We start from the raw sequence: 15,567 nt of genomic DNA on the forward strand, positions 1-15,567 counted from the left end.
CTCCGGGATGACGATGCTTATATCCCCATTCCCTTGCGGTATTCGTTGGGGGACAACCCCGTAACATTTTTAAAGACCCGGTTAAAATAAGGCAAGGAGGAAAATCCGACCATATCGGCAACCTGGTAAATTTTCAGGTCCGGTTCCAGCAGCAGCTGTTTGGCCTTGTCGATACGAACCTTATTCAAGTAGTTGACAAAGGAATCACCGGCATGCTGCTTAAACAACGCACTGAAGTGGGATACGCTGAGCCCTACGTAATCTGCAATCTGCGTGAGGCTGATCTCCTGCATATATTTCGTCTCCGCGTAGTCGCAGGCCTTCTTCATAACAAGCCGGAAGGATCGCTTGTGCTGCTGCTGCTGCTGTCCAAACTGACACCACTGTTCGACAAGCTGCTGGACATGCCGCTTCAGCGCTTCCTCTGTATGCTCATTCGCAGGAGCGCTTCGTTCCAGCTCAGGGTACGTATAGTCGAGCAGGTCTTTCAGCTTCCCTGCCAGCATGCGCAGCAGCCCCAGCTTCGTGCTCGGATGACTGCTTCGGTTTTTCTGAATCGTGGCGACCAGCTGCGCCTGTTCCGTCACCGCCTGCTGCGTATCCATGGAGGGGATTCGCTCAATAAACTCCTGGATGCGCATCAGCTGGTCATGAGCCGGATGCAACAGCTCCAACCGCTGCAGCGAACGTTCAAGCGCCTCCTTCAGCGCGTCCTCACGCACCGGCTTCAGCAAATATTCCGAGACGCCATACCGAATGCCCTGCTGTGCGTACGAGAAGTTATCATAACCGCTTACAATAATACTCACTATGGGAAATTTGATCTCATCAATCTTCTTGAGAAGTGACAGTCCGTCGAGCTTCGGCATCATGATATCGGTGATCAGCACAGTCGGACAGAGCTCCTGTATCAGGTTCCATGCCTCCGCACCATCCCCGGCTTCTCCGGTTACCTTGAAACCGCCGCCAATCCGGTCCACCATCTCGACGATCCCGCTTCGGATCCAATGCTCATCCTCAGCCACCAGTACGTGATACATTTGATGCCCCCTTGATCAGCGCTCAGCTACGGGAGCCGAACGACCGGATATCGTTATCTAGCTTCACTATAGCGAGCCGGGCGGACGGCTGTCAACCGAACCAGCCGAGCCGTTGCCGCATTGGTATAACTAAATGAAAACAACCCTCCATAACCGAGGGCTGTCGTCATCCTTTATCGTACTGCTTCCTGCTTGCCGGAGCCTTCATCCAAACCGAACAAACCGTTCAGTTCGGCGATGACCTCCTGCGGGTACCCCATGGAGAAGAGGAAGCCAAGAATCTTCCGGATCGGCATCCCCAAGAACAGTGGATACATCGGATTGTCAGAGCTAATATTCAGCTGCGCCATGACACGCTGCACCTTAGCCGCATGGCGGTCGTCCCGCATCCACTCCTGCAGGGAATGCAGCAGAGTAAGCGGCTCACGCACGTCCTCCGACGCAGTGTACGTTACCTTCTCGAGCAAGCGTATGTCCCGGGAAGACGCGCCCACCTGAATTTCGAACTCGCCCGATTCTACTGCGAACCGTCCCAGATGCTCGACGTAATGAGAGAATGCCCGCTCGTTCAGCTCGATCTCCACCGACCTGGTTTCACCCGGGGCCAGATCAACCTTAGCGAAGCCCTTCAGCTCCTTCAGCGCTTTGGGCACAGAGGACTTAATGTCCCGGACATAGACCTGCACGACTTCTTTGCCCGAACGAGCACCCACATTGGTCACATCTACCGTTACCTTCAGTACATCGCCATCCGTCAGACGGGAGTTGGATAACCGAAGATTCGAGTACTCGAAGGATGTATAGGACAATCCGAAGCCGAATGGATACTTCACGTCCAAAAGTTTGGTATCGTAATAACGATATCCTACATAGATGCCTTCTGTGTAGACGACCTGTTTCACATTGCCCGGGAACGACAGGTAGGACGGGTTATGCTCAAGCGCCAGCGGGAATGTCTCCGTCAGCTTGCCCGACGGATTTACCTCTCCGAACAATACATTCGCGATCGCCGAACCGCCGGCTTGACCAGGCAACCAAGCCTGCACAATCCCCTTTACCCGGCTTTCATACTTACCGATGTCTGTAGCTGAGCCGCTGTTCACAACGACCACGACATTCGGGTTGATCTTGGCCACTGCCTCGATCAGGCGTGTATGGCTTACCGGTAGGTTCAGGTCCTCCCGCTCATACCCTTCGCTCTCAATGATCTCCGTCGTGCCCACGAAAATGACAACTGCATCCCGGCCCGCCGCAAGCGTGCAAGCTTCCTTCAGGAGCTCGTCGCTGCCTTTCTCGTCATAACCGGCGCCATAAACGGTGTCTGCGTATTTGGAGATCTCCTCCAGCGGGCTATCCAGCATCGCCGGATTCATATGGGAGCTGCCGCCGCCCTGGAAGCGCGGCTCCTTCGCGAACGCACCGATTACAGCTACCTTCGCACCCTTGGTCAGCGGCAGCACGTTTCCGTCATTCTTCAATAATACGATAGCTTCCTCCGCCACCCTGCGCGCCATGCCATGATGCTGCTCCACATCAATGGAGCTGACATCCCGCTTATTCTCCAGTACGCGCGCAATGACTCCGAGAATGCGGCGGACATGGTCATCCAGCTGCTCATCGGTGATCTGTCCGTTACGGTACGCCTCCAGCACCTCCGCACTGCGGGCGCCTGGTCCCGGCATTTCCAGGTCTAATCCGTACTGAACCGACGCCACCTTATCTCCTACCGCTCCCCAGTCCGACATGACCAGCCCCTCGAAGCCCCATTCCTGCTTAAGCACACCATTCAGGTATTTGTCATTGTTCGCCATATGCGTGCCATTCACCTTATTGTAGGAGCACATCACCGTCCACGGCTTCGCCTCCCCGACTACCATCTCGAAGGGCAGCATATACAGCTCGCGCAGCGTTCGTTCGTCCACCTCGGAGCTGACGACCATCCGATTCGTTTCCTGCTCATTGGCGACAAAATGCTTGATTGACGTACCCACCCCGCCGGACTGCACACCCTTTACGAACGCATTACCCATGCGGCCGGTCAAATAAGGGTCTTCGGAAAAATACTCAAAATTGCGTCCGCCCAGCGGCGAACGTTTGCCGTTCATACCGGGTCCGAGTAATATGCCGACATCGTAGTATTGGCATTCCTCTGCAATGACGGCACCCATCTCCTCAATCAGCGCTTCGTTCCACGTTGCCGCCATGGCCGCTTCAATGGGGAAGGCGGTCGCCGGCTGCGTATTCATCAGCATCTGCCCTGGGTTCGTACCCATGGACAGCCTTAGTCCGTGCGGACCGTCGGTTAGTATAATCGACGGAAGCCCTACACGCTCCACTGCCTGTGTTGTCCAGAATGAGCCCCCGGCCAGCAGGCTGATTTTTTCCTCGATCGTCAATTTTTCCATGATTTCTTGAATATTCAACTGAGATCCACCCCTTCGTGAGTATATTCCACAGCAAACGAAGCATTCACCTCATCACTGTCCTTGTAGCCAATACGCACCGCCTTCGCACGCAGCACGAGCGAGCCCTCGGGCAGTACGATCGGACCCGTGTACAGCTTCCACCTCGGTTCCTCGCCTTCATCCGTCGTGTAAGCGATCGATGCGCCTTGTGTGGCGCAATGCAGCAGCACCGCCGTCGGCTCCGCATAGCTGCCTTCCTTTGCAGGGATCAGCCCCGGCAGCCCGCTATTGATCGGGATGAAGAGCGGCGCCGCCGTCTGCGGCTGCTGTCCGCCTGGCCACATCTGGGTGACCATCTGCGATTCAGGCACATCTCCCCACACATCGTACTTGGCACGCCAAGCATCCAGCTCCGTACGCATCCGCTCCAGCGTAGTTCGGTACGCAGGGTCCCCGGCTAGATTGCGAGTCTCATAGGGATCCTCCTCGCAATCATACAGCTCCTCCGCCGGCCGTTTCGTTTGCATAAGCAGCTGCTGCTTCTCTTCAAGCTCTCCGGCAAGCTGCAGCCTCCACAGCTCCTGGAACATCTGATGCTGGTGGCTAAAGCGGATCCATGGCAAATAGGGCATCTCCGGATGGTAATTACGAATGTACTTGAACCGCTGATCCCTCACCGCACGGACCATATCATACGATTCGTCATAGCGGTCGCGGGTCGCGAAGATAAATTCCCTCGTCTCCGCCTCCGCTCCGGCGAACGGCCGGCCCGCCAGATGATACGGCCGCGTCACCCCGGCAGCCGAGAGTACCGTCGGTCCGAGATCGAGCAGGCTGACCAATTGCTCCGACACCTCTCCGGGAGCCAGCACCCCCGGCCAGCGTACGATGAGCGGAACACGGATACCCGCATCGTAAGGCCAGCGCTTCGCTCGCGGTAAGCCCTCCCCGTGATCGCTCCAGAGGAATACGATCGTGTTCTCCGCCAGTCCATCCTCCTCCAGCTGCTTCAGAAGCTCGCCGACATAGTGATCCGCCTCCTCGATCAGATCGTAATACCGGGCCAGCGACTCCCGCGATTTCGGCGTATCCGGAAGATAGGGCGGCACTTTCACCTGATCCGGGTCGGTGATGAGCGGACGTTCCGTTCCTTGCTCCGGGTGCAGCATCTTACGGAACAAATCGCCCCACATGCTGCTTTCGTGGGTGAGGATATGGTTGAACACCGCGAAGAAAGGCTGTCCCGGCGCCCGATGGCGCCAATGGGCCTGCTTCCCATTCTCATCCCATGCGGTCAGCGGCGACTCAAAGTTGTAATCGGTCTTCCAATTGTTCGTACAATAATAGCCGTCGGCCCGCAAATATTCCGTAAATGTCTTGACGTAAGCGGGGGGTACCGCCAGGTAAGGGGTCGGCAGCTCCGGTGTATTCGGATTCACATGCTCCGTTCGCATATGATGTGTCCCAATGGAGGTCGGGTACATGCCGGTAATGACCGCGGATCGGCTGGGGGAGCAAACCCCCGCCGTCGCGAAGGCATTGCGGTACAGCCGCCCTTGCTGAGCAAGCCTATCGATATTCGGTGTCCTGGCAAGCGAATCCCCGTAGCAGCCGAAGCGGGGACTCGTATCCTCCAGCGAGATCCAGAGAATATTCGGTTTCGTGCTCATGGCAATTCCCCCTACTTCTTCATCATTTTGGCGCTGATTCGAGCCATCATCTCACCGTAGAAGGCGCTTGGCTCCTGAGGGAATTCATTCGGATGTCGGCGGACCAGCTCCGGCACGAGCTCGCCGCGGCCCGTTTCCTCCAGCCGTTCAATGTAATTTTTCAAATAGCCTCGCGCGTGGAACGGACCTCCTTCTTTAATAACCGTCCACAGTGGATCAACGGCATCGGTGTTTTTACGCATCGCAGCATCATGCCATTGGTTCAAATAGTACACAGCCTCACGGCACACTTGCGGATACTCGGCGGCTACATTGTTCTGCTCCTTCGGATCCTCCTTCAGGTTGAACAGCATCTCCTCGTCGAACAGATGGAAGCCGTCGTGATACGTACGGATGTATATCCAGTCACCGAACCTGACACTTCGCTGCGCCACATGTGCACATTGGGATACAACCAGGTAGTCATGGCCGCAGTTAGTGCCTTCCTTCAAAGCTTGAGCATAACTCGACCCGCTCCACTCAGGAGCGGCCGGTCCGCCAAACATCTCTGCAAATGTCGGCAGCAGGTCGAGATGGTAATGCAGCCCCTCGTCCACAATTCCCTGCTTCATACCCGGCCAGCGGATGATCATCGGAATGCGGCAGGTGCCTTGATCCGCCGTGGCGTGCTCTCCGTAGATGCCGAGCTGTCCCATGTTCTCGCCGTGGTCGGCGGAGATCAGAATGATAAGGTCCTCCATCACACCCTGCTTCTCGAGTGCTGCGAACAAACGGCCGAGATGCTCGTCCATATAGCGGATTCCGCAGTCGTAGCCGTCGATCATGCGTCTCATGTCATCCATGTTCATAATGTCGCCAGGATAACGAGGGAATACCGGGCTGGTCGAATTCGTGTAGGTTTTCTCCCGATAATCGATATTCAGCTCATGCACGCTGTGGGAGCCTGCGAGCTTCTTATGCCTCTCAAGCACCTCCTCCGTCAGCCACTCCGGCAGCGGATCGTTCTCGAACGGATTGCCGAACTCCGCAGGTGCGCGGTATGGGGTGTGCGGATCCCAGTAGTTGATGTACAAGAACCAATCATCCTTCGATGCATTGCGCTCAATCCAATCCAGCGCCGTAGGGGTAACTTCCTCCGCGGATTCGTTGCCATAGCCTCCCGTGTTCATGATCTCATTAAAGCCTGCGTAAAAGTGGAAGGTGGAATGCCGCTGCGGGAACGGACTGATCAGCACCGTGTTCAGATTTCCTACGAGATTCAGGTAGGAAGGAAGTGAGCCCCCGCGTGTCAGCTTGCCCATGAGCTCACGCTCGCGTCCCTCCGGCTTCATATCCCCTGCCGTACCGCCATGTCCGACAAGGCCATTGTTAATACCAAACTTGCCGCTCATCAGCGCCGTCCGGGACGGGGCGCAGGGAGCATCGGAGGTATAATAATTCGTAAAACGCACGCCTTCCGCGGCGATACGATCGATATTCGGCGAAGTGTTCCGTTGGTAGCCATAACAGCCAAGGTGATCCGGGCTTGTAGAATCCAAATCAAGAAACAATATTCTCATTCGTTTCAGCTCCGTTTTCTCAATATAGTAAGTGCAGTCAAGTCTTCCTCTTCATCATATAGGGTGCGATTACATTCGTCGTTATCCGATTCTCTGATTCCTGATACAATCGTATATGTGCAAAAAAACTCCCCTCAGCCTAGGTGCTAAGGGGAGTTTAAGCAAATTGCCTATTCCTTGTATGACTTGTTGATTTCTTCAATGATCTTGCTGCCGCCGTTTGCCAGCCAGTCCTGGGATGCTTTCTCTATCGCGGATACCGGCTCGCGGCCCATGATGATCTTGGACACGGTCTCCATGAACTTCACGTTCAGGTTCCCTCCGCTTCGGTTGAAGGTCTCGGACTCCAGTCCCGCTGCAGGATTCGGCCACTTGAACTTCTCGTTCATCGCGAACATGTCACGCATAACCTTGTGGTAGGCAGGGTCCTCCCATTTGTACATCTGGATCCCCGGATCGAACGGACGGAGAATCCAGTTATTGATCAGATTCTGACGGTCCTTGTCCGCTGCCTCGAGCTTCTCATACTTATCATTGGAAATCTTCTTGTAATGGACGCCCTCGATACCGTGCTTGATGAAATCAGAACCCTCTGGGGACAGGAAGTAATCCATGATCATAAGGATACGGCGCTTCTTCTTCTCGTCGATCTTGTTGTTGATGACCTGCTTGTAGAGGATGTCAAAAGTAGGTGTTGCCGTCAAGCCTGTCGGTCCCTTTGGCGGCTCAATCGGTGTGACGACACCGGTCGGAACGAGCTTCTGGACCGCTTTCTTCGTGTTGTTGTAGTCGTTCGGGTTCAGGATGGTGAAACCTACCTTGTTCCCCTCGAACTTCTCAATCGTAGAGCGAACCTTGTTTACGGCAAAATCCTTATCCAATACGCCTTCATTGTACGCCTTATTCATGAAGGTCATGAAATGTTTCCACTCCTCCACCTGCGTTTGGTAAGGCACCAGCTTGCCGCCTTCCTCCTTCCATAGTCTCGACAAACCGAAGCTAGCCTGAAGAAACTCAATATCCCGAAGCATATTTTCCGTTGGATCGATGTAGAAGGAGAATCCGATCGTATCCTGCTTGCCGTTGCCGTCCGGATCCTTTGTTGCGAACGCCTTCGCAACTTCATAGAACTCATCAACGGTCTTGGGGGAGGACATCCCCAGATTTTTTAGCCAATCCTCGCGAACCGCATACGAATCCCTCGCTTCCGTGAGATAGTACGGGATCCCGAGTACTTTCCCTTTAGGATTAAGAACCGTCAGAGGTCCTTGCGGAATTTTCGCGAGATTCGGATAATCCTTCAGGACCGGTTGAATGTCGTAGAACAGCCCCTGCTTCTTCCACTTATTGAACTCAGGGTGCAGGATGTAGAAAACGTCCGGAAACTCATTGGAGGCCGCCAGAACGTTCAGCTTCTCTTTATAGTTTGCGAAGGGCACCCATTGAATCTTCAGGTCGACATTAAATTTCTTGTTGATTTCTCGAATCATCGGATGATCTTCCGGCCAGCCCCCGCCTTGGAAGGCTTGAGACATCCAGGTAATCGTCAGCTTTTCACTAATATCATTCACGTTCCCGGAAGCTGCAGGCTCTCCCGCCTTTGGAGCCGTTGCACCGGTCTCCTGCTTCGAACAGGCAATGACACTACCCGCCGCCAGCATCAGAGCGCAAAGCATAAGAAGCTTTTTCTTCATTTCTATCGTTCCCCTTTCCAATGGTCAGCTTGTTGTGTTGTTGCCTCTTTATCATAGGGGATTTAAGCGGATATCGCGTTACACGATTCTCTGAAATCTTATCCTATCAAAAAAATAAGAGTACGCCAACAATCGAACGAATCGATTATGAAGCGGCATCCTTGATCGGGTGGATCAGGAATCCTCGCTTGTATCAATGGAAATGAAAAAAAAGAAATAATTTGAACGTATAAGGGGAAATGTAAGTTCAAATATTTTAACAACAGGAGTTGTATTCAATGGCAGGTACTCATGTAGTGGGATTGTCGTCGACTGAATTATCATCATTATGGACATCCTATATTAATGATAGTATTTCGGTATGTCTTTCCAAGTATCTACTGCAGATTACTGAGGACGATGAAGCGAAGGCGCTTCTTGAACAATCGTTAACTTTAGCTCAAACTCACTTGCAAACGATTCAACATCTTTTTGAAAAGGAAACGTTCCCTATCCCTATTGGTTTTTCTGATGCTGATGTTCATGTTTCAGCTCCCCCTCTCTTTTTCGATCTCTTCCCTCTGAGCTATGTTTATGCCATGAGTCGGATTGGCCTGACGAAATATGCCATGTATCTGTCTAATGTTGCTCGTGAGGATGTAAGAAGCTATTACACACAGTGTCTGCACTCCACGGCCGAGTTGTACAACAAATCCGTCACGCTTATGTTAAACAAGGGGATTTACGATCGACCGCCGATGATTCCTTATCCTGACCATGCCAGCTATATAAAAAAGAAAGAAAACTTCCTGTCCAAGTGGTTCGGGCCTCAGCGACAGCTAAATGTAATGGAAATTTCCGAAATGTTCTTCAATATTGAGAGAAACTACTTCGGACTGATCCTTCTTACAGCATTCATTCAAGTGGTCAAGGACGAGAAGATCAAACGCCTTTTGATAAGAGGCAAGGAAATGGCGACGGAACAAATCCAATTTATCAATGAAAAGTTTATACAAGACGATTTGCTCGGAACTATTATGGTGAATACGGAAGTTACGACATCAACGGTATCTCCTTTCTCTGACAAATTAATTCTTACTCTTATCAACCTGCTTAATTCCGCTGCTCTCTCTTTTCTTGGAAATGCCATCTCGATGACTACTCGTCTTGATTTGATTGGGGAATATTCCAAGCTTATGGTTGAGGTCATGCAGTATGGTAAAGATGTGACAGATCTGCTGATCGAAAGGGAATGGCTGGAAGAGCCTCCTCAAGCCCCTAATCGAAAGGAGCTTGCCGGGATAACATAATAAATCGCGTCTGCTTGGGACAGAAATGCCAAACTTTGTCCCAAGCGGACGCTTTATTTTGCAAGTTATGGAATAACCCTGTGAATCGAAGATCACACTATCCCTAAAAAACTTTGTCTTGGGGGAAGTGATTACGAGTGGTTTTAGGAACGTATCTAGTTGCGACGTTGATTGTCGTCCTCGTTTTCGCCTATCTTCCGAAACGGCTTCACTTACTCGAGCTTTGGTTCAACGCAATCGTCTTTATTTACTTATATACATATCTGTTCAGCATCTTCACCAATATGAAACTGGTATCCTTACCCATTGAACCGGATAAACTCGCTGCATCGGTAACAGTCCGCTTCGTATTGTTCCCAATTCTCATCCTGCTTTTTTTAGAAATTTTCGTTAGATCCACTCTGCGAACTGGTTTCATAGTGCTTATTCTCAGCGGGGTGGTGCTCGTTTTTGCTCAACAAATATTTCGTTGGACAGGCATAATTCAGTATACCGAAGCGGGAAATTATGGGTCCTCCTTCGCCTGGTTCGCGATGCTGGGAATGAACGCGTGGTGCATGTCCGCATTTCGACGAATGATCCGGAAGGAGCTGAAACCGTCTTGAGTTTTCTGCCGTTTCCGAAACACTTCGACGCCAACGAGTGGTTTATCATCGCTGGACTGCTTGCCGGGTATGGAGCCGTTCTGCTGCTAAAAAAGCAATTCCCCTTGCCGGTCAGCCTGTTGATCATATTATTCGGCATTACCGTCCCTAAACTATGGGACGCGACTCTAGCCGTAAAGCCGTTCGAGCTATACGACATTAACGATTATCCGATGCTGGAAATGTCGGACGTTTTCCTCCACCTTGTTTACGGTCCTTTCGCCTATATGTTTGTTTACGTCCATTGTCGGTTTCGCATTAAAGGGTTGCCAACCGTCGCTTGGATTATTGGCTATTCCTTGCTCGGTGTCGGGATGGAATGGATCGGAGCGCTTGCCAAGGTGTACACTCACAAGCAATGGAACTATCTTTACTCTTTTTTCATATACGGTTGTCTTCAGGGCTTGCTGCTTGTCTTCTACCGCCAATGGCTTACTAGCTATATACAACCCCAAAAAGAGAACGAAACAAAAAAAAGACCAAATTTGCGTCGCGGAGATAGACACAAACTTGATCCTATAGTTAAATAAAGCCTGCCCGCTCTAAAAATCAAAATGTGCTATATACTTCTTCACATTCTTCTGCGGTCGGCTCATAGAAGCAGTGAAGCTTGTAACGTCCTACGTGCGGTTGATTGTACCATGTCGGAGGACAGGGCTCGGGAGCTTCCGCCGTTCCCGGACGAAAATACCATAGAGAGAATTTAGCCGGCCAATACCGCTCCCCGTTGACCGCACGCCGCGCCAGACGGCGTTCTTGTTCTCTTGCTTTTTGATAATACATACCATGAAGCAGCGCTTCAAACGCATGAGGCTGGTTGATCATTTGAGGGATTGTCCGGATTCCTTTAAAATCGGAGCAATTCGCTCTGATTCGGTTAATGCCAACATTTCCAACCAGGAGCATACCCTGCTCGCCCTCGCCCACTGCTTCGGCTCGAAGCAACCTTGCCAACATGTCAATATCTCTGTCCCTGGCTTTTACGACCGCCATCGGCTCACCTCTTTACATTGTTCTAGACAAATCATATTGTGGGCGATACGGATGTATGACATAAATGTTGGAATTTTGTTGGGAATGTCGAAGGTGATGGAATCAAGGCAAAAAGGCCTTCCGAAAAACCTCATCGGAAGGCCAATCCTTTTATGCTTCGAATTTTCGGAAATTTTCGCGGAACCGTGCGGCAAGCTCCGCAGCTTTCACATCGTAAGCCGTCCCGTCCGACCAGGTCGATCTAGGCAGCAGCACCTCGTCAGGAACGCCGGGAAGCGACTCGGGCAGGCTCAGGCCGAACATCGGCTCCTCCCGGAATGAAGCCTGCTCGATGCTGCCGTTCAGCGCGGCGGTTACCATGGCGCGGGTGTACGCGAGCGGAATTCGTTTGCCTACCCCATACGGCCCGCCGGTCCAGCCCGTATTGACCATGTACACCCGGACTCCGTGCTCGGAAATTTTATGTCCCAGCATGTTGGCATATACCCTTGGCGCAAGCGGCAGGAAAGGCGCTCCGAAGCAAGTCGAGAAGGTAGCTTCCGGCTGGGTAACGCCGCGTTCGGTACCGGCCAGCTTCGAGGTGTAGCCGGAGAGGAAGTAATAGATCGCCTGCTCCTTCGTCAGTCTGGCGATCGGCGGCAGTACCCCGAAGGCATCGGCTGTCAGGAACACGATCACCTTCGGATGCCCAGCCGTTGCCTGCTGCAGGGCTCCCGGAATATAGTCGATCGGATACGCCGCCCGCGTATTCTCCGTCCATTCCGCACTGTCGTAATCCGGCTCTCTTTCTCCTTCCTTCAACGCAACATTCTCCAGGACGGTGCCGTAACGGATCGCCTGATAAATCTGGGGCTCTTTCGCTTCGGTCAATCCGATGCATTTGGCATAACAGCCGCCCTCGAAGTTAAATACGCCGCGGTCGGACCAGCCATGCTCGTCGTCTCCAATCAATAGGCGGCCCGGATCTGCGGATAAGGTTGTTTTGCCCGTGCCGGATAGTCCGAAGAAGAGTGCGACATCCCCATCTTCTCCTACATTAGCGGAGCAGTGCATCGGCAGTACGCCCCGTTTTGGAAGCAAGTAATTCAGTACGCTGAAAATCGACTTTTTCATCTCACCCGCATACTCGGTTCCACCGATAAGAACGACCCGCTTTTCGAAGGAAATGATGATGAAGGTTTCCGATGCTGTTCCGTCTTTTTCCGGATCGGCCTTTAGACCCGGGAGTGCCAGGACGGTAAATTCCGCACGGTGGCGCTTAAGCTCCTCCTCGGTCGGACGAACGAACAGCTGTCTTACAAACAGATTATGCCAGGCATACTCGGTGACCACCCGAATCGGCATCCGGTACTCCGGATCGGTCCCGGCAAAGCCATCGAAAATATACATCTCCTCACCCGCCATATAGTCCATGGCTCTCAGGTAGAGCGCTTGGAAATGCTCCGGTGAGATCGGACGGTTCACCGTCCCCCAATCTATGGAATCGGTTACAAGATTCTCTTGCACAATATATTTGTCCTTAGGCGAGCGACCTGTATATTTCCCTGTCAACACTCGGAGTGCTCCATTGCTCGTAAGCACCCCCTCCATACGGTGCAGTGCCGCTTCTACGAGCTGGGCCGTCGATAAATTGCGGTGAATCCTCCTAGGCTCTCTTACATCCATGCTTCGAATCGCCATCGTAACATTCCCCTCTTCCCATGTTTTCTATTAATAGAATACACTATATGCATATATGACGTACTGTTTCGGTGATTTTTTCTATTTTGTTCATTTTGTTCACGGCAGCTTCCACCCTTTTGCTATGGAAGCGAATACATTTTCTTAGTACAATGGTAGGAACGCAGTAAAAACCTAAAAAACTTCTAAACCTGGTGAGGAAGCTTATGCATGTAATCAAAAAATCCAAATGGAGCTTACTTACACATATCGTTCTTCTGATTTCGATCGTTGTCTTTGCCAGCATGGCTCTTTCCGGTGCTTTATTCGCCTTATTGCTCGATCAGATCGTAACCCGCTATGTCGGCCAGCAAGCGCTCACCGTAGCCAAAATGACGGCTATGGATCCCCGTATCGTAAAAGCGTTCGAGTCTCCGGACCCCTCATCGGTGATCCAGCCGATTGCAGAGCAAACGAGACTCTCCACCGGTGCAAGCTATGTCGTGGTGGGTAATAAGCAGGGCATCCGGTATTCTCACAGCAATCCGGAGCAAATCGGCAAAGAGATGGTCGGGGGCGATAATGCTCCGGTGCTTTCGGGAGAATCTATTATCTCCGAGGCCGTCGGTTCATTAGGGCCGTCCCTTCGGGGGAAAACTCCCGTCCTGAATGCGGACGATGAAATCATCGGGATCGTCTCCGTAGGCTTCCTATCGAATCAGATTGACGATCTGGTCGAGGGATATCATTGGAAGGTGGCCAGTCTTAGTTCACTGATGCTGATCGTAGGCTCGATCGGGGCTTATTTTACCGCAAGAAGGATCAAGCAGCTGATCTTCGGCCTTGAGCCGGAGGAGATCGCCTTTCTTTTCCAGGAAAAGAATGCGACACTCGAATCGATTCGTGACTCCATCGTTGCGGTCAATCTGCAGGGTGTTATTGTCACGATGAACCGGACAGCTCGCGAGATGTTACAGAAGCATCAACTGGCCATTGGGGATATGCTTACTCCGCAGCCGCTGCGCAACGCCATGGAGATCTGTCTCGTCACCAAGCAGGGCTACAGTCAGCAAAGAGTGACTTGGGGGGCTGAGGTATATGCCATCCATGTCGAGCCTATCCTTCATGCCCATAGGGCCGTGGGTGCCGTATTCACGCTCTACACCGAATCGGAGATCGAGAAGCTGACGGATGAGTTTTCCAAGATCAAAGCCTTCTCCGACAATATGCGGGCACAAACCCACGAATATCTGAATAAGCTCAACACGATCTACGGGCTTCTTACCCTAGGTCATTATGACAAAGCGACGGAGATGATCGCCGAAGAGGTTAAGGAGCGGCAGGACATAATCGAGTTTCTCGTCAGCTCGGTGAGGGACCCGCTTGTCGCCGCTTGTCTGCTTGGCAAGACAAACCGTGCTAAAGAGCTCAAGGTGCAGCTGGAAATCGATCCGGACAGCGAGCTGATGGATGTCCCGGCGGGTACGGACACGAAGACGATGGTCACCATCATCGGCAACCTGATCGATAACGGCATGGAAGCGGCACGTGAGCATCGCAGGAACGAAGCCGTCGTGCGGGTATCGTTCACCGACCTCGGCAATGATATCATATTCGACATCGAGGACAACGGTCCGGGAATCCCCCGCGACAAGGAAGACACCATCTTTATCAGCGGTTACTCCTCCAAGCCGGGAGAGAACCGCGGGCTCGGCCTTGCGATTGTCCGACATGCCCTGCATTCAATGAACGGGCATTTGTTTATCAACACCAGTAAGCTCGGCGGCGCGCATTTTACCGTCGTATTTCCCAAGATGACACCAACGACACTCTGATTGGAAGAACGAGGTGGACCTGATGACAGATCAAAGCATAACCGTCATGATCGTTGAGGACGATCCCATTGCGGCGAAAATTTATGAACAGTTTGCGAGCAAGCTGAATCAATTTCGGATCATCGCGAAAGCCAGCACCGGCGAGCAAGCACTCGAGCTTCTCCAGGCCTACGTCCCCGACTTGATCCTGCTCGATGTGTTTCTGCCGGACATGAACGGCATTGGCCTGCTGAGAACCTTACGGCAAAAGCATCAAGGCATCGACGTCATTCTGATTACGGCAGCCAACGATACCGAAACCGTCAGCGGAGCCATCCACGGGGGGGCTTACGGATACATTATCAAACCCATCATGCTTGATAAGTTTACTGCCACACTCGAGCAATATGCCGCCACCTCGGCACAGCTCAGAAGCGGGCAAACGATGGAGCAGCACGAGGTCGACCGGTTGTTCCGTCCGTCGGGCCGGCTCATGTCGCAGCAGGCCGTCAAAGGTACGGCCGATGCGAATATGCTTCCGAAGGGAATCGACAAATTGACGCTGAAGCTTGTGAGGGATAAGATCAGATCGCAGACGGAGCCGCTCGGAGCGGACGAATTCGCGGAGGCGGCCGGCATGAGCCACTCCACGGTCCGCCGCTACTTGGAATATCTCGTCTCGGTGCACGAGGTCGAGGTTGAAACGATATACGGTACAGTCGGCCGGCCGGAGCGAAAATACAAATGGGTGAGGTAACGGAAAGCCGCCTCCTGCTTCACAACAAAAAAACACGTAGGGA

Annotated in this window: 11 protein-coding genes; 4 read left to right on the forward strand and 7 right to left on the reverse strand. The window is 52.5% G+C overall.

From position 1 onward, the window contains the following. Nucleotides 1–17: 17 nt before the first annotated feature. The 5 genes from RAC89_RS25880 to RAC89_RS25900 form a co-directional block, all read right to left on the reverse strand. Nucleotides 18–1,040, reverse strand: coding sequence for a response regulator transcription factor (locus RAC89_RS25880; protein WP_306616622.1), 1,023 nt, complete (start codon nt 1,038–1,040; stop codon nt 18–20). Nucleotides 1,041–1,213: 173 nt separating this feature from the next. Continuing rightward, nucleotides 1,214–3,463, reverse strand: a complete 2,250-nt coding sequence (locus RAC89_RS25885; protein WP_306616623.1) for a glycoside hydrolase family 3 C-terminal domain-containing protein — start codon at nt 3,461–3,463, stop codon at nt 1,214–1,216. Further along, the gene (locus tag RAC89_RS25890) at nt 3,460–5,115 is read right to left on the reverse strand and encodes a sulfatase family protein (protein ID WP_306616624.1); all 1,656 of its coding nucleotides are present in this window, start codon (nt 5,113–5,115) and stop codon (nt 3,460–3,462) included. The genes RAC89_RS25885 and RAC89_RS25890 overlap by 4 nt, the downstream gene beginning before the upstream one ends. 11 nt (nt 5,116–5,126) lie before the next feature. Further along, complete coding sequence (locus RAC89_RS25895; protein ID WP_306616625.1) at nt 5,127–6,674, reverse strand: sulfatase family protein; 1,548 nt, start codon at nt 6,672–6,674, stop codon at nt 5,127–5,129. Between the two features lie 170 nt (nt 6,675–6,844). Beyond that, a complete protein-coding gene (locus RAC89_RS25900) occupies nt 6,845–8,368 on the reverse strand; it encodes an extracellular solute-binding protein (RefSeq protein ID WP_306616626.1) in 1,524 nt (507 codons plus the stop codon). 278 nt (nt 8,369–8,646) lie between these two features. On the opposite strand from RAC89_RS25900, the gene RAC89_RS25905 reads away from it, so the two are divergent. Continuing rightward, the gene (locus RAC89_RS25905) at nt 8,647–9,657 is read left to right on the forward strand and encodes a DUF3231 family protein (protein ID WP_306616627.1); all 1,011 of its coding nucleotides are present in this window, start codon (nt 8,647–8,649) and stop codon (nt 9,655–9,657) included. 601 nt (nt 9,658–10,258) lie between these two features. Then, on the forward strand, nt 10,259–10,831 hold the full coding sequence (locus RAC89_RS25910; RefSeq protein WP_306616628.1) for a hypothetical protein: 573 nt from the start codon (nt 10,259–10,261) through the stop codon (nt 10,829–10,831). A gap of 19 nt (nt 10,832–10,850) precedes the next feature. On the opposite strand, the gene RAC89_RS25915 is transcribed toward RAC89_RS25910, so the two are convergent. Beyond that, nucleotides 10,851–11,294, reverse strand: a complete 444-nt coding sequence (locus RAC89_RS25915; RefSeq protein WP_306616629.1) for a cell wall hydrolase — start codon at nt 11,292–11,294, stop codon at nt 10,851–10,853. A 150-nt stretch (nt 11,295–11,444) separates the two neighbouring features. Beyond that, entirely contained in the window at nt 11,445–12,974 is a 1,530-nt protein-coding gene (pckA, locus tag RAC89_RS25920; RefSeq protein ID WP_306616630.1) for a phosphoenolpyruvate carboxykinase (ATP), read from the reverse strand. A gap of 206 nt (nt 12,975–13,180) precedes the next feature. Between pckA and RAC89_RS25925 the strand changes: the two genes are divergently transcribed. After that, nucleotides 13,181–14,788, forward strand: coding sequence for an ATP-binding protein (locus RAC89_RS25925; protein WP_306616631.1), 1,608 nt, complete (start codon nt 13,181–13,183; stop codon nt 14,786–14,788). A gap of 22 nt (nt 14,789–14,810) precedes the next feature. Next, entirely contained in the window at nt 14,811–15,524 is a 714-nt protein-coding gene (locus RAC89_RS25930) for a response regulator (RefSeq protein WP_306616632.1), read from the forward strand. Nucleotides 15,525–15,567: the final 43 nt, after the last annotated feature.

Origin of the sequence: Paenibacillus sp. GD4, from assembly GCF_030846225.1 — a bacterium.
Lineage (GTDB): Bacteria > Bacillota > Bacilli > Paenibacillales > NBRC-103111 > Paenibacillus_G > Paenibacillus_G silviterrae.

What these genes read in the sequence shown, in the direction of transcription:
- RAC89_RS25925 (WP_306616631.1), top strand. Translation starts at nt 13,181, where the DNA reads ATGCATGTAATCAAAAAATCCAAATGGAGCTTACTTACACATATCGTT.
- RAC89_RS25890 (WP_306616624.1), bottom strand. Translation starts at nt 5,115, where the DNA reads ATGAGCACGAAACCGAATATTCTCTGGATCTCGCTGGAGGATACGAGT.
- RAC89_RS25880 (WP_306616622.1), bottom strand. Translation starts at nt 1,040, where the DNA reads ATGTATCACGTACTGGTGGCTGAGGATGAGCATTGGATCCGAAGCGGG.
- RAC89_RS25905 (WP_306616627.1), top strand. Translation starts at nt 8,647, where the DNA reads ATGGCAGGTACTCATGTAGTGGGATTGTCGTCGACTGAATTATCATCA.
- RAC89_RS25900 (WP_306616626.1), bottom strand. Translation starts at nt 8,368, where the DNA reads ATGAAGAAAAAGCTTCTTATGCTTTGCGCTCTGATGCTGGCGGCGGGT.
- pckA (WP_306616630.1), bottom strand. Translation starts at nt 12,974, where the DNA reads ATGGCGATTCGAAGCATGGATGTAAGAGAGCCTAGGAGGATTCACCGC.
- RAC89_RS25915 (WP_306616629.1), bottom strand. Translation starts at nt 11,294, where the DNA reads ATGGCGGTCGTAAAAGCCAGGGACAGAGATATTGACATGTTGGCAAGG.
- RAC89_RS25895 (WP_306616625.1), bottom strand. Translation starts at nt 6,674, where the DNA reads ATGAGAATATTGTTTCTTGATTTGGATTCTACAAGCCCGGATCACCTT.
- RAC89_RS25930 (WP_306616632.1), top strand. Translation starts at nt 14,811, where the DNA reads ATGACAGATCAAAGCATAACCGTCATGATCGTTGAGGACGATCCCATT.